This window comes from Nonomuraea solani (assembly GCF_900108335.1).
Lineage (GTDB): Bacteria > Actinomycetota > Actinomycetes > Streptosporangiales > Streptosporangiaceae > Nonomuraea > Nonomuraea solani.
Genome location: NZ_FNVT01000002.1, coordinates 1,016,536 through 1,038,068 on the forward strand (window position 1 = coordinate 1,016,536; position 21,533 = coordinate 1,038,068).

General features: G+C 72.0%; 22 protein-coding genes. 15 read left to right on the forward strand and 7 right to left on the reverse strand.

Features of this window, described 5'->3' with window-relative positions; genetic code table 11:
• The first annotated feature begins 18 nt into the window (after positions 1-18).
• Both C4V41_RS10380 and C4V41_RS10385 read left to right on the forward strand, forming a co-directional pair.
• A complete protein-coding gene (locus C4V41_RS10380) occupies positions 19-1,515 on the forward strand; it encodes an alpha/beta hydrolase (RefSeq protein WP_103955528.1) in 1,497 nt (498 codons plus the stop codon).
• A gap of 80 nt (positions 1,516-1,595) precedes the next feature.
• Positions 1,596-2,333 (forward strand): maleylpyruvate isomerase family mycothiol-dependent enzyme, encoded by a 738-nt coding sequence (locus C4V41_RS10385; RefSeq protein ID WP_160150235.1) that lies wholly within the window; start codon positions 1,596-1,598, stop codon positions 2,331-2,333.
• Positions 2,334-2,495: 162 nt separating this feature from the next.
• On the opposite strand, the gene C4V41_RS10390 is transcribed toward C4V41_RS10385, so the two are convergent.
• From C4V41_RS10390 to C4V41_RS10400, 3 genes are all read right to left on the reverse strand, one after another.
• Positions 2,496-2,855 carry a VOC family protein gene (locus C4V41_RS10390; RefSeq protein WP_103955530.1) on the reverse strand — a complete coding sequence of 120 codons (360 nt, stop codon included), beginning with the start codon at positions 2,853-2,855 and terminating at the stop codon, positions 2,496-2,498.
• A gap of 77 nt (positions 2,856-2,932) precedes the next feature.
• A complete protein-coding gene (locus C4V41_RS10395) occupies positions 2,933-3,661 on the reverse strand; it encodes a helix-turn-helix transcriptional regulator (protein WP_103955531.1) in 729 nt (242 codons plus the stop codon).
• 179 nt (positions 3,662-3,840) lie between these two features.
• A complete protein-coding gene (locus C4V41_RS10400; protein WP_200823861.1) occupies positions 3,841-4,869 on the reverse strand; it encodes a PHP domain-containing protein in 1,029 nt (342 codons plus the stop codon).
• Between the two features lie 159 nt (positions 4,870-5,028).
• Here C4V41_RS10400 and C4V41_RS10405 point away from each other — a divergent pair, with 159 nt between their 5' ends.
• The 9 genes from C4V41_RS10405 to C4V41_RS10445 all read left to right on the forward strand — a co-directional run bounded on the left by C4V41_RS10405 (position 5,029) and on the right by C4V41_RS10445 (position 13,164).
• Positions 5,029-5,358, forward strand: coding sequence for a hypothetical protein (locus tag C4V41_RS10405; RefSeq protein WP_146103614.1), 330 nt, complete (start codon positions 5,029-5,031; stop codon positions 5,356-5,358).
• Positions 5,359-5,362: 4 nt separating this feature from the next.
• Positions 5,363-6,508 carry a glutathionylspermidine synthase family protein gene (locus tag C4V41_RS10410; RefSeq protein ID WP_103955534.1) on the forward strand — a complete coding sequence of 382 codons (1,146 nt, stop codon included), beginning with the start codon at positions 5,363-5,365 and terminating at the stop codon, positions 6,506-6,508.
• A gap of 28 nt (positions 6,509-6,536) precedes the next feature.
• A complete protein-coding gene (locus tag C4V41_RS10415) occupies positions 6,537-6,968 on the forward strand; it encodes a DUF350 domain-containing protein (RefSeq protein WP_103955535.1) in 432 nt (143 codons plus the stop codon).
• A gap of 116 nt (positions 6,969-7,084) precedes the next feature.
• Positions 7,085-8,203: a PucR family transcriptional regulator gene (locus C4V41_RS10420; RefSeq protein ID WP_103955536.1), complete on the forward strand. Its 1,119-nt coding sequence runs from the start codon at positions 7,085-7,087 to the stop codon at positions 8,201-8,203.
• A 103-nt stretch (positions 8,204-8,306) separates the two neighbouring features.
• Positions 8,307-9,203: an ACP S-malonyltransferase gene (locus tag C4V41_RS10425; protein ID WP_103955734.1), complete on the forward strand. Its 897-nt coding sequence runs from the start codon at positions 8,307-8,309 to the stop codon at positions 9,201-9,203.
• Positions 9,200-10,156, forward strand: coding sequence for a beta-ketoacyl-ACP synthase III (locus C4V41_RS10430; protein WP_103955537.1), 957 nt, complete (start codon positions 9,200-9,202; stop codon positions 10,154-10,156). The genes C4V41_RS10425 and C4V41_RS10430 overlap by 4 nt, the downstream gene beginning before the upstream one ends.
• A gap of 75 nt (positions 10,157-10,231) precedes the next feature.
• On the forward strand, positions 10,232-10,471 hold the full coding sequence (locus tag C4V41_RS10435) for an acyl carrier protein (protein WP_103955538.1): 240 nt from the start codon (positions 10,232-10,234) through the stop codon (positions 10,469-10,471).
• A 35-nt stretch (positions 10,472-10,506) separates the two neighbouring features.
• On the forward strand, positions 10,507-11,739 hold the full coding sequence (fabF, locus tag C4V41_RS10440) for a beta-ketoacyl-ACP synthase II (protein ID WP_103955539.1): 1,233 nt from the start codon (positions 10,507-10,509) through the stop codon (positions 11,737-11,739).
• Positions 11,740-13,164 carry a carboxyl transferase domain-containing protein gene (locus C4V41_RS10445; protein WP_103955540.1) on the forward strand — a complete coding sequence of 475 codons (1,425 nt, stop codon included), beginning with the start codon at positions 11,740-11,742 and terminating at the stop codon, positions 13,162-13,164.
• A gap of 174 nt (positions 13,165-13,338) precedes the next feature.
• Here C4V41_RS10445 and C4V41_RS10450 read toward each other — a convergent pair whose 3' ends face one another.
• Positions 13,339-13,833, reverse strand: a complete 495-nt coding sequence (locus C4V41_RS10450) for a DUF3145 domain-containing protein (RefSeq protein ID WP_103955541.1) — start codon at positions 13,831-13,833, stop codon at positions 13,339-13,341.
• Between the two features lie 176 nt (positions 13,834-14,009).
• Between C4V41_RS10450 and C4V41_RS10455 the strand changes: the two genes are divergently transcribed.
• From C4V41_RS10455 to C4V41_RS10470, 4 genes are all read left to right on the forward strand, one after another.
• Entirely contained in the window at positions 14,010-15,023 is a 1,014-nt protein-coding gene (locus C4V41_RS10455; protein WP_103955542.1) for a S8 family peptidase, read from the forward strand.
• Between the two features lie 72 nt (positions 15,024-15,095).
• Positions 15,096-15,623, forward strand: coding sequence for an RNA polymerase sigma factor (locus C4V41_RS10460; RefSeq protein WP_235030020.1), 528 nt, complete (start codon positions 15,096-15,098; stop codon positions 15,621-15,623).
• Positions 15,620-16,066, forward strand: a complete 447-nt coding sequence (locus tag C4V41_RS10465; protein WP_103955544.1) for a hypothetical protein — start codon at positions 15,620-15,622, stop codon at positions 16,064-16,066. The genes C4V41_RS10460 and C4V41_RS10465 overlap by 4 nt, the downstream gene beginning before the upstream one ends.
• Before the next feature lie 34 nt (positions 16,067-16,100).
• The gene (locus tag C4V41_RS10470; protein ID WP_103955545.1) at positions 16,101-18,626 is read left to right on the forward strand and encodes a CHAT domain-containing protein; all 2,526 of its coding nucleotides are present in this window, start codon (positions 16,101-16,103) and stop codon (positions 18,624-18,626) included.
• Here the strand turns inward: C4V41_RS10470 and C4V41_RS10475 are convergent.
• The 3 genes from C4V41_RS10475 to C4V41_RS10485 all read right to left on the reverse strand — a co-directional run bounded on the left by C4V41_RS10475 (position 18,620) and on the right by C4V41_RS10485 (position 21,477).
• Positions 18,620-19,438, reverse strand: a complete 819-nt coding sequence (locus tag C4V41_RS10475; protein WP_103955546.1) for a sulfurtransferase — start codon at positions 19,436-19,438, stop codon at positions 18,620-18,622. The genes C4V41_RS10470 and C4V41_RS10475 overlap by 7 nt on opposite strands.
• Positions 19,435-20,544, reverse strand: coding sequence for an alkaline phosphatase family protein (locus C4V41_RS10480; protein WP_103955547.1), 1,110 nt, complete (start codon positions 20,542-20,544; stop codon positions 19,435-19,437). Before C4V41_RS10480 ends, C4V41_RS10475 begins: the two co-directional genes overlap by 4 nt.
• A 342-nt stretch (positions 20,545-20,886) precedes the next feature.
• A complete protein-coding gene (locus tag C4V41_RS10485) occupies positions 20,887-21,477 on the reverse strand; it encodes a DUF5998 family protein (RefSeq protein ID WP_103955548.1) in 591 nt (196 codons plus the stop codon).
• Between the last annotated feature and the right edge of the window lie 56 nt (positions 21,478-21,533).

Sequence of the window (21,533 nt, forward strand, 5' to 3'; positions counted from 1 at the left end):
CGTGAGGGGAAGTTTCGTATGCGTCGCGTCCTTGCCGCAGCCCTGCTCGTGGCGGCCGCCGGGTGCTCCACCGCACCCGCCGAGCCGGCTTCGCAGTCCACCGCAGAACCGGACAAGATCGCCTGGGGGCCGTGCACCGACCTGAAGCGCCCCGACGGTGAGCCGCCGGCCCGCCAGGACGCCTCCGTACGCTGCGGCAAGCTCGCGGTTCCCCTCGACTACGCCAAGCCCGACGGCGAGCGGCTGGACCTGGCGCTCATCAAGCTGCCGGCCACCGGCAAGGCCAAGCGGCTGGGCTCGGTGGTGTTCAACTTCGGCGGCCCCGGCGCCTCCGGCGTCGACACGCTCGACCAGGCCGCCAAGATGCTCACCACGCTGCGCGCCCGCTACGACCTGGTCAGCTTCGACCCGCGCGGCGTCGAGCGCAGCTCCGGCGTGCGCTGCGGCGACGGGGCCGCGATGGACCGGTTCACCTCGCTGGACACGCTCCCCAACGACGACGAGACGCAGCGGGCGATCGAGGCGGCCAACAAGGAGTTCGCCAAGCTCTGCCAGCAGAACTCCGGCAAGATCCTCCCCCACATCGGCACCGTGAACGCCGCCCGCGACATGGACCGCATCCGCGCCGCCGTGGGCGACGCCAAGCTCAACTACGTCGGCATGTCGTACGGCACCCAGCTCGGCGGCGTCTACGCCACCCAATACCCGAAGAACGTGGGCCGCATGGTCCTCGACGCGCCCCTCGACCCCACGGTCACGTTCGAGCAGCGCACGCTGGCCCAGACGCGCGGCTTCCAGAAGGCGTACGAGAGCTTCCTGCGCGCGTGCGTCAAGGGCGCCTGCCCCGTCGGCCAAGACCAGGCCACCGCCAACGCCAACGTCGGGAAGCTGATGAACCGGCTCGCCGGCAAGCCCCTGCAGGTCAACGGCCGGGAGCTGACCCAGGGCCTGGCCTCCACCGGGGTGGCCGCCGCGCTCTACTCCGAGCTCACCTGGCCGTTCCTGGAGCAGGCGCTCGGCGAGGCGCTCAAGGGGCGGGGCGAGGCGCTGATGTACCTCGCCGACTCCTACACCGGGCGCAGCGAGGACGGCACCTACTCCACGCAGATGACCAGCTTCCCGGCCATCACCTGCGTCGACACCGCCGAACGGCCCGACGAGGCGTCGCTGCGGCGCACCGAGGCGGCCGCGCTGAAGATCTCGCCGCTGTTCGGCAGCGAGGGGTCGGGCGGGCTGTGCCGGGTGTGGCCGGCCAAGGGCAGTGACGAGGCGCGGCGGGTGGACGCCACCGGGTCGGCGCCGATCCTGGTGGTGGGCGGCAAGGGCGACCCGGCCACGCCGTACGAGTGGGCGCCCAAGCTGACGGCTCAGCTCAAGACCGCGACGCTGGTGACGTACCAGGGCGAGGGGCACGGGGCGTACCTGTCGGGCAGCAAGTGCGTGCAGGGGCTGGTGGACTCGTACCTGGTCGACGGCAAGATGCCCGAGCGGGGCGCCACCTGCCCGGCGGCCTAACCTGAGCGGCCCTGTCTGAGCGGTCCGGTCTGAGCGGCCCTGTCTGAGCGGTCCGGTCTGGGCGGCCTAGTCTGGGGCGGGTGACGGACTACCACTCGCAGATCCAGACGGAGGCCGCGCGGCTGGCGGCCCTGGCGGGCGACCTGTCCGTCCCGGTGCCCACGTGCCCGGGATGGACGCTCGCCGAGCTCATCACCCATGTCGGCCAGACCCACCGCTGGGCGACGCACGTCCTGCGCAACCAGGTGCGGGAGCGGATCTGGTCACGGCAGGTGCCCGGTGACCTGGCCGAGGGCGAGAACGGCGACGCCGACTGGCTCGCGGCGGGGGCCGCCGAACTGCTGGAGACCCTGCGCGCCACCGACCCGTCGATGACCGTGTGGACGTGGGGGCCGGACGAGCGGGCGTCCTGGTGGCCCCGCCGGATCCTCTTCGAGCTGGTGATTCACCGGGCCGACGCGGAGCTCGCGCTCGGCGCCGACCCGGCCATCCCCGCGGAGACCGCGATCGACGGCGTCGAGGAGTTCCTGCACAACCTGCCGCACGCCGCCTGGGTGACCCGGCGGCTGGCGGAGCTCGGCGCGGAGGGGGCCACGATCCACCTCCACGCGAACGACGCCGACGGCGAGTGGACCATCACTCAGGGCCCCGCCGGGAAGATCACATGGGCGCGCGGCCACGCCAAGGGCGACGTGGCCGTGCAGGGCCCCGTGGCGGACCTGCTGCTCCTGCTCTACGGCCGGCGCTCCCCCGACGCGCTGACCGTCTACGGCGACCGGGCCCTCCTGGACCGCTGGCTGGCCGCCGCGGCGTTCTGAAACCGTCTTCTGACTTCGTGAAATGGCCCTGGACTTCGTGAAATGGCCCTGGACGCGCCGCCGCTCGGCGATCGGCGGCGTGTCCAGGGCGATCGGTGATCGGTCCGCTCGCCGTGCGGGGTGTCGCGGGGAAGGCGCAGTCCCGGCCGGGCGAACGCGTGATCACCTGCGGTGGAAGACTCCGAAGACACTGCCGGAGGTGTCGCTCAGGTAGGCGAAATCGGTGCCGGCGCCGTCGTCGATCACCTTCATGATCACCTTGCCGCCGAGCGACTCGCTCTGGGCGCAGGTCGCCTCGACGTCGGCCACCTGCACGTGGAAGATCGCGTGGGCCGGAAACTCCCCCTTGGTGTTGTAGAGCCCGCCCGCCGGCTGCTCGGCGCCCGGGTGGCCGATCATGCGGTAGTCGACCGGCCCCTCCTCACCGGCGGCGAACGTCCAGCCGAACAACCCGCCGTAGAACCGCTGGGCGTCTTCGGGGTCGTCGGTAGCGACCTCGAACCAGGTCACCGTGTTGTCCATCGTCGTCTCCCTTATTTCTCGAACAAGACAACGATCTAACGTCATGGCGACAACCCTATGTCGGTGTTTTCGATTGATTAATCGAGCAGAGTGCCGTGGACGATCATCTCCGGCACCTCGCTGGCGAAGCCTTCGAGCGGCCGGTCGGGACAGCGCTCGGGGGTGACGGTGGCGGCCGCGATCCGGTCGAGCCGGAAGACCCGCACGTCGTCGCGGAGCCGGCACCACGCCACGAGATACCAGAAACCGCCCCGCCCGCCCAGGAACACCCCCGGCTCGACGTCGCGCGAGGTCAGCGCGCCCTTGGCGTCGGCGTAGTCGAGCCTGAGCACGCGGCGGCGCAGCAGCGCCTCCTCGATGGCCCGGGAGATGCCCTCGGCGCCGAGCGGCTGGATCTCGCTGCCCGGCTCGTCTCGCGGCCGGATGAGCTGCACGCGCCGGGCCAGCTCTCTGGCCAGCTCGCCCTCGGTGCCCGGCATCGCCGCCACGACCTTGCGTAACGCGCTGCGCGCCTGCCGGCCGAACGGCTGGTCGCCGGCCCGGCTGAGCGCCACCGCGATGGCCACGGCCTCGGCCGGGGTGAAGTTGAGCGGGGGCAGGGACATCTTCTTGTCGATGGCGTAACCGCCCTTGCGGCCCGCCTCGGCGTAGATCGGCACGCCCGACTCCTGCAGCGCGGTGATGTCGCGCTCGATCGTGCGCACGCTGACCTCGAACCGCCTGGCGAGCTCGCGGGCGGAACGGCAGCGGGGCGCGATGGCACGCAGGTCCTCGACGAGCGCGTAGAGCCGGTCGGTACGATTCACAGCCGAGACGCTACGCCGCGCCACCGACAATCGCGGGTCGCCCGCCCGCCCCGGCACACCCACGTAACCGCGCGGCCACAGGGGTCTCACGGTTCGGCGAGTGTCCCACGGCGCTCCGCGCCCGCCGACTTCTCACAAACGCAACGAAGCGCCGTTTTTCCACCCGTCCGAACACGGCCTCAGGCGGTCGCGCGCGTCCAGTCGAGGAGCCGGTCCAGCGGCCAGGTGTTCACGATCCGCTCGGCCTCGATCCCGCAGCGGGCGGCGCGCTCGCACCCGTTCCGCTGCCAGTCGAGCTGCCCGGGCGCGTGCGCGTCGGAGTCGATCGAGAACACGCACCCCATCTCGTACGCCAGCCGCATCAGCCGCTTGGGCGGATCCAGCCGGTCGGGCCGGGAGTTGATCTCGACCGCCACCCCGAACCGCCGGCACGCCTCGAAGACCAGTTCCGCCTCGAACTCCGACTCAGGCCGCTTCTCCCCCCGCTTCCCACCGGCCTGCACCACCCGCCCCGTACAGTGCCCCAGCACGTCCACGAGCGGGTTCGCCACGGCCGTGACCATCCGGCGCGTCATGTCCTCCCCGCCCATGCGCAGCTTGGAGTGCACGCTGGCCACCACCACGTCCAGCCGCCCGAGCAGCTCGGGCTCCTGGTCGAGCGAGCCGTCCAGGTTGATGTCGACCTCGATCCCGGTCAGGATCCGGAACGGCGCCAGCCGCTCGTTCAGCTTGGCCACCACTTCGAGCTGCCGCTCCAGCCGCTCGGCCGACAGCCCCTTGGCCACGGTCAGGCGCGGCGAGTGGTCGGTCAGCGCCCAGTATTCGTGCCCGAGCCCGAGGGCCGCCTCCGCCATCTCCTCGATCGGCGAACCGCCGTCCGACCAGTCGGAGTGGCTGTGCAGGTCGCCCTTCAGCGCGGTACGCAGCGCGGCGGTCTCCTCGTCGAGCTCGACGCCCGCGGTTGCCCGCATTCTCCGCAAGTACGTTGGAACCTCACCATTGAGGCTTTCGTTTATCACAAGGGCGGTGACCTTCCCGATTCCGGGCAGATCACCGAGCCCGCCGCCGCGCGCCAGCCGGACGAGCTCGTCCTCGGGCAGATCGTCCACGACCGCGGCGGCGCGGCGGAAGGCACGCACGCGGTAGGTGGGCTCGCCCGCGCGCTCGAGCAGGAAGGCGATCTCGCGCAGGGCCTCGACCGGATTCATGCGTTCATTCATACCCAAGTGAACGACAACCACGGGGATCTACACATTGAACGGGGATGAGGGCCGCCGATAGGCTGATCGGCCCAGGAAAGCAGGAGTTTGATGGCACATCCGGCGCAACACCAGCCGCCGCCGCGCAAGTCGTCGAAAGTCGTCCCGTTGGTCGTTCTCGGGGTCCTGTCCGTCATGGTGGTCGGTTACTGCGCCGCCGTGACGGACGACGAGGACGTCACCGCGGACTGCGTCGTCCAGTTGGAGGACGGCACCTACGAGGTCGTCGACGACGATTACTGTGACGATGACAACCGCACCACGGTGTACTACGGGGGATCACGCGGGGCGTACATGTGGTACTACGGCGGGCACAGAGTGGGCAATCGCATGCAGGGCGGCACCACGGTGCGGCCCTCCGACACCAACATCAGCAGCCGTAGCGGCAAGGAGATCCAGCGGGGCGGCTTCGGCCGTAGCTGGGGCGGCGGGAGCTGACGACATGCGCCGCGAACACTCCACTCCCAGGGCCGGCTGGGAGAAGACGATCGAGAGCCAGGGACTGGCCTACCACCGTGCCGCGCATCCTGCCGGGCTGAGCCGCCCGTACTGGGACGAATCCATTCACTACGTCTTCTCGATGGACGAGGTCGAGGAGCTGGAGACGCAGGTCGAGGAGCTGCACGGCATGTGCCTGCGGGCCGTCGAGCACGTGGTCTCGGCCGGGCGCTTCGCCGACTTCGCCCTTCCCGAATGGTCGTGGGAGGAGGTCGCCCGCTCGTGGGAGCGGCGCGACGCCTACCTCTACGCCCGCTTCGACCTGCGCTACGACGGCACGGGGCCGGCCAAGCTGCTGGAGTACAACGCCGACACGCCCACCTCCCTGGTGGAGTCGTCGGTCGTGCAGTGGTTCTGGCTGCAGGACGTCTTCCCGGACGACGACCAGTGGAACTCGCTGCACGAGCGCCTGATCGACCGCTGGCGCGAGCTGCGGCTGCCGCCGGGGCCCACCCACTTCGCGTTCACGAACGCGGACGAGACGGGCGAAGAGGCCATGACCGTGGCCTACCTGCAGGAGACCGCCGAGCAGGCGGGCCTGCAGACCGTCGCCGTGGCCATGGAGGACATCGGCTGGGACTCCCTCAACCGCCGCTTCCTCGACGTCGAGGAGCGCATGATCCGCTCGGCCTTCAAGCTCTACCCGTGGGAGTGGATGCTGACCGACGACTTCGGGCGCCACGCCGTACGACACTCGACCTGGATCGAGCCGCTGTGGAAGACGCTGCTGTCGAACAAGGCGCTGCTGGCGGTGCTGTGGGAGCTCAACCCCGGCCACCCGAACCTGCTGCCCGCCTACCTCGACGGCCCGCGCGACCTGACCTCCTACATCGCCAAGCCGCTGCTCGGCAGGGAGGGCGCCTCGATGCGCATCGTCACGCCCGAGGGCACCCAGGAGACGCCCGGCATCTACGGCCGGGAGGGCTACGTCTACCAGGGCTTCGAGGCGCTGCCGGTGTTCGAGGGGCAGCGGCCGGTGCTCGGCGCCTGGATGGTCGCCGACGAGGCCGCCGGCCTGGGCGTCAGGGAGACGACCGGCCTCATCACCGACGACACCTCATCTTTCGTGCCACATCGCATCGCGGTGTGACCCCCTTCTTCGCTAGAACGGACCTGAAGTGACCCTTCTCGAGACCCTCGCCCGTGGCGCGGGCGCCATCGCCTCATATGCCGCCGTCGGCGTGATCCTGATGATCATCGGCTTCTACGTGATCGACTGGGCCACGCCCGGCAAGCTCAGCGAGATCATCCGCAGCGAGCGCAACCCCAACGCCACCCTGCTCACCACCTCCGCCCTGGCCGCGGTCGGCCTGATCGTGGCCGCCTCCATCTGGGCCTCCGGCGGCCGGCTGGCCGAGGGGCTCGCGAGCACGGCGGTGTTCGGCCTGGTCGGCATCGTGGTGCAGACCGTCGCGATGCTGATGTTCGACAAGATCGTCGGCATCTCCGTACGCGACCTCATCAAGGAGCCCAAGCTGGAGCCGGGCGCGCGGCTGCTGGCGGTCACCCACCTGGCCATCGGCCTCATCACCGCCGTAGCGGTGATCTAGCCGCGGTGATCTAGACCGGCGGCGACCTCCGTTCCGGTCACCGGGACGGACCTGGCACTCTAGGAGGCGTGACAGACCGGACCCGGGAGGACACCACTCGCAGGCTCGAGCGGGCCATGGGCTCGCTCGGCACGGCGGCGATGGCGCGCATGGACGAGCAGCTGCCGTGGTTCCGCGCGCTGAGCGCCGAGGACCGTTCGTGGGTGGGGCTCGTCGCCCAGGCCGGCATCGCCGCGTTCGTGGAGTGGTTCCAGCAGGCGGGGCGAGACACGCCCAGCATCGAGTTCTTCGGCACCGCGCCGCGCGAGCTCAAGCGCTCGATCTCGCTGCAGCAGACCGTCGACATCGTGCGGGTCGTGGTCGAGGTCGTCGAGGCGCAGGCCCACGAGCTGGCCGCGGCCGGCGGCGAGGACCAGCTCCAGCAGGCCATGCTGCGCTACACGCGCGACGTCGCCTTCGCCGCCGCCCACGTCTACGCCCGCGAGGCCGAGGCCAGGGGCTCGTGGGACGCCCGGCTCGAAGCGCTGATCGTGGACGCCCTCGTCCGCGGCGAGGTGGACGACGGGCTGCACTCGTGGGCCGCCGCGCTCGGCTGGACCTCCTCCCCCGTGGTCGTCATCGCCGGCCACGCCCCCGAGGGCGACCCGCGGGCGGTCATCGACGGCCTGCGCGAGAAGGGCCGCCGCATCGGCATGGACCTGCTGGCCGGGGTGCAGGCCGACCGGCTGATCGTCATCGTGGGCGGCGCCGGGAGCGTCGACGACGCGGCCAGGCAGGTCGTGGCGCGGTTCGGCGTGGGGCCCATCGTCATCGGGCCCGAGGTGCCCGACCTGCACGCCGCCGCCAGGTCCGCCAGAGCGGCACTGGCCGGGCTGAAGGCCTCCTCCGGCTGGCCGGACGCGCCCAGGCCGGTGCACGCCGAGGACCTGCTGGCTGAACGGGCGCTCGACGGCGACATCGACGCCAGGGAGCAGCTCATCGAGAACGTCTACCTGCCGCTGGCGGGCACGCCGCTGCTCGACACGCTGGCGACGTACCTGGAGCAGGGCACCTCGCTGGAGGCGACGGCGCGGCTGCTGTTCGTCCACCCCAACACCGTGCGCTACCGGCTCAAGAAGATCACGGAGCTGACCGGCTACCAGCCCACGGAGGGCCGCTCCGCCTTCACCCTGCAGGTCGGCCTCATCCTCGGCAGGCTCTCGGAAAGCGCCGTAACATGGCGCGCTCTAACGTAATCGGGCCGAAATCCCCACTGTAGGGTTCCTACAAAACACCCCGGACAAAGTTCGTACGGATCTCCATCCGCGTGTCGAAGTTCTACAGGGCATGGTGGTTTTTGTGCTTGTACTCGTCGCTCCGGGCCAAGGTGCCCAAACACCAGGCTTCCTGACCCCTTGGCTTGAGCTGCCCGGTCTGGCCGACAGACTCGGCGCCTGGTCGGAGGTCGTCGGGCTCGATCTGGTCGCCTATGGCACCACCGCAGACGCCGACGAGATCCGCGACACCGCCGTCGCGCAGCCGCTGCTCGTGGCCACCGCGCTCGCCTCCGCCGAGGCCCTCGGCGCGGCCCCCGGCCTGCTCGCCGGCCACAGCGTCGGCGAGTTCGCCGCCGCCGCGCTGGCCGGGGTGTTCACCCCCGAGCAGGCGCTCACCCTGGTACGCGAGCGCGCCCAGGCCATGGCCAAGGCCGCCGCCGCCACCGAGACCGGCATGACCGCCGTGCTCGGCGGCGTCGCGGAAGAGGTGCTGGCCGGCGTCGAGAAGCACGGGCTGACCGCCGCCAACAGCAACGGTGCGGGGCAGCTCGTGGCCGGGGGTACTCTGGAGCAGCTGGCCGCGTTCAAGGCGGACCCGCCGGCCCGTGCCCGTCTCATCCCGCTCTCCGTCGCGGGCGCCTTCCACACCCACCACATGGCCCCGGCCGTGCAGAGTCTGCGCGAGGCCGCCTCCGACGTCGTCGCCGCCGACCCCGGCGTGAAGCTGCTGTCCAACGCCGACGGGCAGCCGGTCGCCACCGGCGCCGAGTTCCTCGACCGGCTGATCAAGCAGGTCAGCAACCCCGTCAGGTGGGACGCCTGCATGGAGACCATGGCCGGTCTCGGGGTCACGAAGATGATCGAGCTGCTGCCCGGCGGCACGCTGACGGGCCTGGCCAAGCGCGGCCTGCGCGGCGTCCAGACCGTGGCGCTCAAGACCCCAGACGACCTCGAAGCGGCCAGGGAGCTGATCAAGTGAGGATCCCCGACATCGCCCCCGGCGCCAAGGTGCTGGCTCTCGGCCACTACCAGCCGGCCAACATCGTCACCAACGACGACCTGGCCAAGACGATGGACACCAACGACGAGTGGATCCAGTCCCGCGTCGGCGTCAAGGAGCGCAGGGTCGCCCCCGACGGCGAGTCGGTCGAGGACATGGCCACCATCGCCGGCGGCAAGGCGCTCGCCGCGAGCGGCCTGTCCCCCGAAGACGTCGACCTGGTCATCGTGGCCACCTGCACCCTTGAGACCCAGATCCCCAACGCCGCCGCGGTCGTGGGCCACCGTCTCGGCATCAAGGCGCCGGGCGCTTTCGACGTCAACGCCGCCTGCGCCGGCTTCTGCTACGCGCTGGCCACCGCCAGCGCCGCCGTACGCGGCGGATCGGCCAGGCACGTGCTGGTCGTCGGCTCGGAGAAGCTGTCGTCGTGGGTCGACTGGACCGACCGGTCCACGGCCGTGATCTTCGCCGACGGCGCGGGCGCCGCGGTGGTCGGCCCCTCCGACGTGCCCGGCATCGGCCCCGTGGTGTGGGGCAGCTCCGGCGACAAGTCGGAGGCGATCGCCATCAAAGACCGCGACAACTACCTCTACCAGGAGGGCCAGACGGTCTTCCGGTGGGCCACCACCGCGCTGCACCCGGTGGCGCTCGAAGCCTGCGCCCGCGCCGGTGTCGACCCGTCGGAGCTGTCGGCGTTCGTGCCCCACCAGGCCAACCTCCGCATCATCGAGGCCATCGCCCGCAAGCTGGGCGCCGAGCAGGCGGTCATCGCCCGCGATATCGTCCACGCGGGCAACACCTCCGCCGCCTCCATCCCGCTCGCGCTCTCGCGCATGCTGGAGCGCGGCGAGGTCCGCTCCGGCGGTCTCGCACTGACACTCGGTTTCGGCGCGGGGCTGACCTACGCGGGCCAAGTGATCGAGATTCCCTAGAATCCGATCTGTTCGATCGAGCTTGTGCGGCGTGTCCGTACAGAACCCAGATAACCAACAAGGAGAACTAGCGACATGGCTGCCACCGAGCAGGAAATCCTCGAGGGCCTCGGCAAGATCATCAACGAGATCACCGGCATTCCGGCGTCCGACGTGACCCCCGAGAAGAACTTCGTGGACGACCTCGACATCGACTCCCTGTCCATGGTCGAGATCGCCGTGGCCGCCCAGGACGAGTTCGGCGTCGAGATCCCCGACGACCAGCTCAAGAACCTGAAGACGGTCAAGGACGTCCTCACCTTCATCCAGCACTAGGCAATACCCGACTGAACAGTAAGGAGCGCGAAAACGTGAGTGCGAACCGGGTACGTGTCGTCGTCACCGGGCTTGGCGCGACGACGCCCGTCGGTGGAGACGTCACCTCGACCTGGACGGCGCTCCTCGCCGGTCAGTCGGGCGTCAAGACCCTGACCACGGACTGGATCGACTCCGTCCCCGTGAAGTTCGCGGGGACGGCCATGGTCGATCCGGCCGGGGTCCTGCCGCGGCCCGAGGCTCGCCGCCTCGACCGCAGCGAGCAGTTCGCGATGGTCGCCGCCAGGGAGGCATGGCAGGACGCCGGCGCTCCCGACGTGGCGCCCGAGCGGCTCGGTGTCGTCGTCTCCAGCGGTATCGGGGGCATCTCGACGACGCTGAGCGCGTACGACACCTGGAAGGAGCGCGGCTGGAGCCGGCTGTCGCCCTTCACGGTGCCGATGCTCATGCCCAACGGCCCGGCCGCCTGGATCGGGCTCGACCTGGGCGCCCAGGCCGGGGTGCACGCCACGGTGTCGGCGTGCGCGTCCGGCGCCGAGGCCATCGGCTACGCGATGGACATGATCAGGGCCGGCCGCGCCGACATGGTCGTCGCGGGTGGCACCGAGGCCGCCATCCACGGCCTCAACATGGCCGCCTTCGCGGCGGCGCGGGCCATGTCCCAGCGCAACGACGACCCGGAAGGCGCGTCCCGGCCGTGGGACCGCGACCGTGACGGGTTCGTGCTCGGCGAGGGCGCGGGCATCGTGGTGCTCGAGTCCGAAGAGCACGCCAAGGCGCGCGGCGCGCGGATCTACGCGCACTGCGCCGGGGTCGGCTACTCCGCCGACGCCCACCACATCACCCAGCCCGAGCCCGAGGGCCGGGGCATCATCATGGCGATGACGCAGGCGCTGACCGACGCCGGAATCACCGGGCTCGACGTCAAGCACGTCAACGCGCACGCCACCTCCACCCCCGCGGGAGACGTCGGCGAGGTGCAGGCGGTGGCCAAGGCCATCGGCACCCACCCGCTGGTGACCTCCACCAAGTCCATGACCGGGCACCTGCTCGGCGGCGCGGGCGGCATCGAGTCCGTTTTCACGATCAAGGCTCTCCAGGAGCGGATCGTCCCGGCCACCATCAACCTCGAGAACATCGACGACGGCATCGAGGTGGACATCGTCCACGGCGAGAACCGCGCGCTGCCGGAAGGCGACATCGCCGCGGTCAACAACTCGTTCGGATTCGGCGGCCACAACGTGACCGTCGTGTTTAAGGGGGCTTAAATGACCGTGCTCGACAACCGGGTGGTGACCGAGGGCTCCGACCAGGAGCCCGCCGATCCCCGTGATCCCATCGTCCGCCTGACCGCGCTGCTCGACGAGGGCTCGCTGCGGCTCATCACCTCCGAAGACCAGAGCGGCGTCCTGGCCGCCATGGGCCGCGTCGAGGGTGTTCCCGTCGTCGCCTTCTGCAGTGACGCCCGCTTCCAGGGCGGCGCGATGGGCAGCGAGGGTTGCGAGCACATCGTGCACGCCTACGACGTGGCCGTCCGTGAACGGGTGCCGGTCATCGGGATCTGGCATTCCGGCGGTGCGCGACTCGCCGAAGGCGTCGAGTCGCTGCACGCCGTCGGCCGGGTCTTCGCCGCCATGACCAAGGCGTCCGGCGTGGTGCCGCAGATCTCCGTGGTCGTCGGCCCCGCCGCCGGCGGCGCCGCCTACGGTCCCGCGCTCACCGACCTCGTCATCCTGGCCGACTCCGGCCGCATCTTCGTCACGGGCCCCGACGTGGTCCGCAGCGTCACCGGCGAGAACGTCGACAGCGCCGCCCTGGGCGGCCCCGAGCCGCACAGCAAGCGCAGCGGCGTCGTGCACGTGATCACCAAGACGGAGACCGACGCCTACCTCAAGGCCCGGCAGCTCGCCGTGCTCCTCGGCCACCAGGGCCGGGTGCGCACCACCGAGATCGAGGAGACCGACTTCTCCTCGCTGCTGCCCGAGTCGGCGCGCCGCGCCTACGACGTCAAGCCGCTGGTCAACGGCCTGCTCGACGAGCCCGGCCTCGAACTGCACCCCAAGTGGGCGCCCAACATCGTCACCACGCTCGGCCGCCTCGGTGGCCGCACGGTCGGCGTGATCGCCAACAACCCGATGCGGCTCGGCGGCTGCCTCGACGCCACGTCGGCCGAGAAGGCCGCCCGGTTCGTCCGGATGTGCGATGCGTTCGGCGTTCCGCTGGTCGTCCTCGTGGACGTTCCCGGTTACCTGCCGGGTGTCGGGCAGGAGCACGACGGCGTGGTCCGGCGCGGCGCCAAGCTGCTGCACGCCTTCGCCGAGGCGTCGGTGCCGCGGGTCACGCTGGTGACGCGGAAGGCGTACGGCGGGGCGTACATCGCGATGAACTCCCGCGCGCTCGGCGCCACCAAGGTCTTCGCCTGGCCGACGACCGAGGTCGCGGTCATGGGCGCGGTGGCCGCGGTGCGCATCCTCAAGCGGCGCGTGCTGGCGGCCGCGCCCGAGGAGGAGCGGGCCGAGCTGGAGCAGCGTCTGGCCGAGGAGCACGAGAAGCTCGCCGGTGGGCTCACGCGGGCGCAGGAGCTGGGGGTCATCGACGAGGTGATCAAGCCGGCGGAGACGCGTGGCGCGATCGCCAAGGTCCTCGCCCAGGCCACCCCGGCCAGGGGCGCCCACGGCAACATCCCGCTCTAGACGGACACACGGAAGGCCCCGCACCTGCTTCGGTGCGGGGCCTTCCGCCGTTCCGGGGTCTTCCGGCCGTACGAAGTGGCGGTTCCGGGGCGGGGCGAGGGCCGCGGCTTCCTGGCGCACCGGCGCGCGAGCACGGCGATCATGCCATCCGTACGTCCGCGCCTGGAAAGGGAGTCAGACGGCGGCGTGCAGCCAGCGGACGGGGGCGCCGTCGCCCGCGTAGCGGAACGGCTCCAGCTCCTCGTCCCACGGCCGGCCGAGCATCTTGTCCAGCTCGTCCTCCAGGACGCACCGCCCCTGGGCGGCCATCATCATCGCGGCGCGCAGCCGGTCTTCCGGGACCATGATGTCACCGGCCGCGCCGATCACCGCCGTGTACGCGCCGAGCGTCGGCGTGTAGGCATGCCGGGACCCGTCAACGCCGGGTGAGGCGTCCTCGGTGATCTCGAACCTGAGGCGCTGCCAGCCCATGAGCGAGGAGGCGATGGCCGCCGCGATCCCCGCGCGGCCTTCCCATTCCGCCTGTGCGCGCACGACGTTGGGCGCGGCGGGTTGCGGAGTCCACGTCAGATCTACGGGCACGCCAAGGACACCCGCGACTGCCCATTCGATGTGAGGGCACAGCGCGGGCTGAGCCGAGTGGACGTAAAGGACGCCACGAGCAGACACCGGACCTCCCGTTTCGGTACGAGGTGCGCCTTCCCCAACGGCCTCGTATCGGGATGATCACAAGTGACTAGGGAGAGACTACCGTCGGTCGCCACCCGGCACCAGTGCAGGGCCATACCAAGTTGGTGCGGGAGTGGCGCGTGACAGCTCGTCTCCATGGGGATACATACCCGCTCATGGAAATCCAATCAGTCGGCGAAGCGTTCATCCGCCCAGGTCAGCTACTGGCCGATCGGACGGCGCTCTCCGCCGCGTCGCGCTGGACCCAGGCGGTCTCCGAGGCGGACGGCGTCTGCGTCATCCACCTCTCGGCGGGCGTCGACCCCTGCGAGGTCACCGCCGATCTCCGCGGTCAGGGCCTGCGGGCCTCGCCCAACCACGTGCTGCGCGGCCAGCCCCTGTGGTTCGGCGGTCCGGCGTCCCGGGTCTTCCCCGCCCCGCCCGTCGGCTTCAAGCAGGGCCGGTCCCGCTCCGACGTGGTCGTCGGCCTGCTCGACACCGGCGTCGCCAAGCATCCGTGGTGGGCGGGCAGCGACTGGTACGGCCGTCTCGGCCCTGACGACGCCGACGCGACCGAGGGGACGCAGGCCGGTCACGGCACGTTCATCGCCGGCCTGCTGGCGCGGCAGGCGCCGGGCGTGTCGCTGCGCCCGCACCGGGTGCTCGACGGCGACGGCCTCGCCGACGAGGCGTCCGTCGTACGCGTCCTGCACCGCCTGCGCGGCAACCCCCCGCAGGTGCTCAACCTGTCCTTCGGCGGCCACACCTTCGACGACCGGCCGCCGCCCCTGCTGGGCGACGCCATCGGCGCGCTGACCCAGACGGTGACGGTCGCCTGCGCGGGCAACACCGGCTCGGACCGGCCGTTCTGGCCCGCCGCGCTCCCCTGCGTGATCGGCGTGGGGGCCCTGGACGCCGGCCTGCAGGACCGGGCGCCCTACTCCGGCCACGGCACCTGGGTCGACGCGTGTGCCAGGGGCGACTGGCTGACCAGCAGCTATCTCGAAACGGGAGACTTCGCCGGCTACGCCGCGTGGAGCGGCACCTCCTTCTCCACCGCCCTGGTGGCCGGGGCCATCGCCCACGCGGCCAGGGACGAGCCCGCGAGGCGGGCGGCCGACCGGCTCCTTGACTCTGAGGAGACCCGGCAAATTCCGGATCTGGGAGTTCTCGTCCCGGCGAATCTGTAGAGTTCACTCACAGTCCCCGGTCAATCACGAGGAGGCATGATCGCCTTCCCGTGCCGGACGAAAGGAGGCCGCGTGCGCGACTCGGCGGAGCTGCTCGTAGCCGCGGCCGGCGGCGATCATTCGGCCTGGGACGAGCTCGTGGCCAGGTTCGGGCCGCACATGTGGGCCGTCGCCCGCGCGTGCGGCCTGAGCCCCGCCGACGCGGCGGACGCGGTCCAGGGTTCCTGGCTGCGCCTGGTCCAGCATCTCCAGAGCATCAGGGATCCCTCGGCGGTAGGAGGCTGGCTCATGACGACCGTCCGCCGTGAGTCCCTCCTGCTGCTGCGGAAGGAGCGCTCCGGCGTCTTCGTCCCCGAGATCGTCGAGGACCCCGACCCGGCGGCCGCCGTCCTGGAGGCCGACGGCCGGCGCCTGCTCTGGCAGACGGTCTCCACGTTGCAAGAACCCTGCCGCTCACTCCTCCAGCTGGTCGCGATCGATCTTGGGAACCAGCAGGTGGCGTCACGGCTCGCCCTGCCCGTGGGCAGCGTCGGCCCGACCAAGGCCCGCTGCCTGGAAAAACTGCGCACTCTGATCTCGCTACAGGAGACGGCGCAATGATCAATGACGATTATTTTCTGGCCGCACTCCGGCTGGCCACCGGGAACGATCCGATTCCGAGTCAGGTGTCCGCGGCCGCGCGTGACGTCTACGGGCTCCGGGTCCCCAGCGCGGTGACCGCCGTTCCCGCCGAGTGCGCCGCGATCCGCGGCGTGCGCGACGACGACGGATCCCACCTGGTGCGCTTCGTCGCGGCCGGTCTCACCTTCGAACTCGAGGTGACGGAGGGAGACGGGCTCATCGATGTCGCGGGACAGGTTTTCCCCTACCCGGGAGAGGGCGCCCTCGTCGATGTACGAACTCCTCATCTCACCCTGACCCGGCGGGTCACCGGCACCGGCCACTTCGCCGCCACCGGCCTGCCGCCCGGCTGGCTCAGCGTGGTGTGCCATCGGCCCGGTCACGCACCCGTACAGACCGCTTGGGTGCGCATCCGGCCCTGACCCGCCACCGCAAGATCTCGACCAAGGCCAGCCGATGAGCGCAACACCGGATGACCAGGACGCGTCCTGCGACCTCGGCCCCCTCGCCAGGGCGGCCGAGGCCGCCATGATGCGCGCGCTGATCGACCCCGACCACGCCATGCGGGCCGGCAAGATCATCCTGGAGAGCGCCCATCGTGCCGGCGACCTGGAGGCCCGGGTCATGGCGCTCAGGGCGATGGCGCTGGCCGCCCGCGAGCTGGGCGACCTCGAAGGCGCCGAGCAGCACCTGCGCGCGGCCATCGGCACGCCGGGAGCCCCTCCCGTGCGTCTGGCGCAGGCCCGGCTCTCCCTCGTCACCGTACGCACCGAGCGCGGCCACCCGTTGCAGGCCCTGCGCGTGGCGGCGCTGGCCTGGGCCTACCTCGCCCCGCTCGACCGCGCCAAGCTCGACACCCAGCGCGCGGTCGCGCTCGCCCATCTGGGCCGCTACCAGGAGGCCATCGCCTCCTGCGACCGGGCGCTACGGGCCCTCGTGACCGCGCCGGGCACCATCGACGACCGCAGGTTCCTGGCCGGCGGGCTGCTCAACCGCGGCCTCATCCACTCCTACCGCGGCGACTGGGACGCCGCCATGCGCGACCTCACCGCCTGCCTGCAGATCTCCAGCCACTCCGGGCTGCGGCACCTGGCCCGGCTGTCGGCCGCCAACCTGCCCTTCCTGGCGGTGCGGCGGGGCGACCTCGCCGGGGCGTTCAAGCACTACCGCGAGGCTGAAGACACCCTGTTCGGCTATCCCGAGCGGCTGGCCACGATGCGGGCCGACTTCGCCGGCGCCCTGCTGGCGGCGCATCTGCCGGGTGAGGCCAGGGCGATGCTGAGCCTGGCCGTACCCGATCTGGAGGCGTCGGGCGCCTACGTCGCGCTGGCCGAGGCGCGGCTGAAGCTGGCCCAGGTGGAGCTGCTGACCGGCGACCCGCACCGGGCCAGGCAGGTGGCCGAGCAGGCGGCGGGCGAGCTGGCCGCGCAGGAGCGGATGTCGTGGCTGCCGCTGGCCAGGGAGGTGGTCCTGCGCTCGCGGCTGGCGCTCGAACCCGTCACGCCCGAGCTGGTCGCCGAGCTGATCGCGTGCGCCGACGAGCTGGAGGACGGGTTCGCCCACCGGGCGGGCTCGGCGGCGCTGCGGCTGGCGGCGGCCGAGGCGGCGCTCGCCGTCGACGACCACCCGACGGCCTCGGCGCAGCTCGCCCGGCTCACCCGGCACGCCGAGCGGCGCGAGCGGTGGATGCCGGCCGGCACCCGGCTGACCTCGCTGGCCTCCGAGCCGCAGGCCAGGCAGCTCGCGCAGGCGTCGCAGATCCCGGTGCCGGTGCGGCAGCACGCGCTCGCGCTGCAAGCGTCCCTGCAGGAGGACGTCACGGGGGCCTTCCGCGCGGTGCACGACGGGCTGGCGGAGGTGAGCGGGCGGGTGGAGACGTTCGAGGACCCGTCGCTGCGCGCCCACGCGGCCCGGGCCGGGGAGCAGCTCGCGGCGTTCGGGCTGGGGCTGGCGGTGCGCGACGGGTGCGCGGACGAGGTGTTCGAGTGGGCCGAGCGGTGGCGGGCGGTGGCGGCTCCCGCGCACGCCTGCTCGCTGGTCGATCCGGGCCGCGTACGCGCCGAGCTGGGGCACGGCGCCCTGGTCGAGTTCGTGGCCGACCAGGACACGCTGCTGGCCGTGCTGGTCGCCGACGAGCGGACCGTGCTGCGGCGGCTGGGCGGCATGCGGCAGGTCGGGGAGGCGATCGTACGACTGCGCTACGCGCTGCGGCGGCAGGGGGCCCCGCACGACGTGGAGGCCGCGGCCGTCGAGGTCGAACGCCTGGTGCTGCGGCCGCTGGCGCCCGAGCTGGGCGACCGGCCGCTGGTGGTGGTGCCGGTGGGCGCGCTGCACACGCTGCCCTGGGGGGCGTTGCCGTGCCTGCGCGAGCGGCCGGTGAGCGTGGCCGCGAGCGCGGCCGCCTGGGTGCGGGCCCGGCAGCAGCGCGTGGCCCGCTCGGGCGGGCCCGTCTCGGTGGTGGCGGCGGCCGGGCCCGCGCTGGCGCACGCGCACGCCGAGGTGGCGCACGTGCTGTCCTGCCATCGGGGCGGGCGCGAGGTGCCCGGGCGGATCGAGACGGTGCTGGAGGCGCTGGGGACGGCGGACGTGGTGCACCTGGCGGCGCACGGGGTGTTCCACGCGCGCAGCCCGCTGGTGTCGGGGATCACGCTGGAGGACGGGTCGCTGATGGCGTACGACCTGCTGGACCTGGGGCGGGCGGCCGGGCTGGTGGTGTTGTCGGCGTGCAATTCGGGCATGTCGCGGACACCGATGGAGGGGGCACCGCTGGGGTTGCCGGGGACGTTCCTGGCCAAGGGGTCGTCGTGCGTGATCGCGGGCCTGGTGCCGGTGCGGGACGAGTCGGCGCGGGCGCTGATGAGCACCTTCCACGAGCTGGTGGCGTCAGGGCAGGCGCCGGACGCGGCGCTGGCCCTGGCGGCCGCCAAGACGGGCGAGCTGGGCTTCTCGTGCTTCGGCGCCGGCGACGGAGCCCTCTACTGACCTGTCGCCACCGGCCTTGACGGGTCCGCCACCCAGTTCGACCAGGAGCCCACGTAGAGGGCCGCCGGGATGCCCGCCACCTCCAGGGCCAGCACCTCGTGGGCGGCCGTCACGCCCGAGCCGCAGTACGCGCCGGTCGGGGCTCCTTCGCGGACGCCCAGGTCCGTGAAGTGGGTGCGGAGGGTGGCGGAGGGCAGGAATCTGCCGTCGGGGCCCACGTTCTGCGTGGTCGGGGCGCTGATCGCGCCGGGGACGTGGCCGGCCACCGGGTCGACCGGCTCCACCTCGCCCCGGTAGCGTTCGGCGGCCCGGGCGTCAAGGAGCGTGCCCTCCGCCGCCAGGGTCGCGGCCTCGCCGGCCGTCAGGGTGGGCATGGCGCCGGGGCGGGCGGTGAAGTCGCCCTCCCGCAGCTCGGGAACGTCCCTGGTGACGGGGAGACCTGCCGCGGTCCAGGCGGGGAGGCCGCCGTCGAGGACGTGGACCCGCCGGTGGCCGTAGTAGCGGAGCACCCACCAGGCCCGGGCGGCGACCGTGGAGGCGGCGTCGTCGTAGACCACCACCGGGCGGTCGTCCGAGACACCCAGGCGGCGCATCGCGGCCTGGAACGCCTCCGCGCCGGGGAGCGGGTGGCGACCGGCCTCGCCGGGCGAGGCCGCCAGATCGGTGTCGAGGTCGCAGTAGACGGCGCCCTCGATGTGGCCCTCGCGGTAGGACTCCGCCCCGGGCGGGCCGCCGAGCCGCCAGCGCACGTCGAGCACGGTCGCCCCGTCGAGGGCGGCCAACTCGGCAGGGGTGATCAGCGGGCTCGTCACGTGCGTACCTCCAGAAGCGGGACGTGCTGTTCGGCGGGCGTCAGCGAACCGTGGTAGCCGGTGAACAGCGCCTCGAACGGGTGGGTCGCCGAGGCGGTGATGGCCAGGTCGGTGTGCGGCACGGCCACGACGTCGCCGATGCGCTCCAGCCAGGCGTCGCGCACGCGCGGCCCGAACCAGCCCGACTCGACGGCCTCCTCCCTGGACACGACCCACGCCTTGTCGCGCAGGGTCGCGCGCCAGGACTCCAGCACCTGCTTCGCGGCTCCAGGACGGGCGTACACGTGCCTGGCCCTGGCCTCCCCGCCGAGCAGGGCGACGCCTTCGGCCAGCTCGGGGACGCTCTCCGCGTCGATCTTCTCGGTGGCGTTGACCATGCCGTGGTCGGCGGTGATGTAGAGGGCCGAGCCGGGCGGGAGGCCCTCGGCGATGCGCTGGGCCATGTCGTCGACGATGGCGAGCTGGCGCAGCCAATCGTCGCCGCCCCAGCCGACCATGTGGCCCATGGCATCCAGGTCGCCGTAGTAGACCGTGACGTGGGCGGGCCGCTCGCGCATCGCCTCGTGGACGCGGGCGACGCGCTCGTCGACGGTTTCGGCGGAGGCGTAGCGGACGCCGCGGTAGACGGCCTGGGTCAGCCCGGTGCCCTCGAACTCGGCGGGGGCGACGTAGACGGACTGGATGCCGGCCTCGGCGGCGCGCTGGTAGACGGTCGTGGCGGGCTGCCACTCCTCGGGGTCCATGACCTGGTGGCCGGGCAGGGTCCAGCGCAGGCAGTTGAACAGGTGCCCGGTGCCCGGCACGGCGAGCATGAGGCCCAGCATGCCGTGCTCGCCCGGCGTCAGGCCCGTGCCCAGGGAGCAGAGGCTGGTGACGGTGGTGGCGGGGAATCCGGCGGTCAGGGTGCGGCCCGCCAGCCCGGACAGGAACGGCGCGGCCTCGGGATGGGCGCGCAGCAGGTCGGCGCCCAGGCCGTCGACCAGGAACAGGCAGACCCGGTCGGCGGGCTCCAGGGCGAGCGCGTTGGGGCCGCGCAGGCCCAGCGCGGCCAGCAGCGAGTCGGGCAGATCCGTGAGTGATCCGCCGCCGTATCCCGGCGTCAGCATGGCGCTCAGTGTAGCCCTCCGCGATCTCCCACCCCCGATCACCTGGTCACATGGCGCGGATCGTCAGGGAGCGCTTGATGTCCGGCAGGGAGTCGATGATCACGATCACCACCACCGCCGCCGGCAGACGCGTCATCATGGCCCGGTCTCCGCTCGCTCCAGGAGGGCGGCGATCGCGCTGTCCCAGGTCGACAGCGCGTTACGGGACTTGAAGCGCTGCAGGGCGTCGAGGGTGCCGGGCCCGAAGCGGCTGGGGTCGGGAGGGGCTGGGGCCTGGAGGGGGCGGGTGTTCCGGAAGGGCCGGGTGTCAGGAGGGGGTGGGTCTGCGGGGGAAGGCCGGGGTCAGGAGGCGGCGCGGGCGGTGGCCTCGGACAGAGCCTTGGCGAAGGCGAGGACGTGGGTGACGGCCTCCGGGCCGTCGGCCGCCTCGCTGACGCGGAGCGACAGGTCGTCGGCCGTGATCGCGCCCGTGTAGCCGTGGTCGGCCTCGCAGTTTTCGTCTCCGCAGGTGGCCGGCTCGAGGTCCACGTGGGAGATGGCACCCCAGCCGATCGTGAGCGTCACCTCGGTGGGAGGGACGCCGGGGACGTAGGAGGCGGGGTCGGGCACGACGCGGGTGACCGCCACCGACTGGACGCGGCTCAGGCGCACGGCCTCCGTGGTGGTGGAGGCGTGGGAGGCCGAGACGCCCTCGACGGCCGGGTGCTCGTCGGTGTGGCAGACGAGCAGCCGCGTCGCCGACAGCACCAGGACGGTGACGTGCCTGCGGACCTCCATCGCGGGATCGAAGGTGGCCTCGTGATGGACCACGAACGCGGTCACGGCCTCCTTGCCCAGCGCGGATTCGACCGCATCGGTGACGAGGTCGGGGTAGTAGCCGCTGCGCTCGATCGCTTCACGCAGGCCCGCGGCTGAGACTCGGGTTTCCCTCATGGCTCCATCCTGCCAGGACCGGGCAGTGCACTCACCCGCCGGACATAACGCTCTAT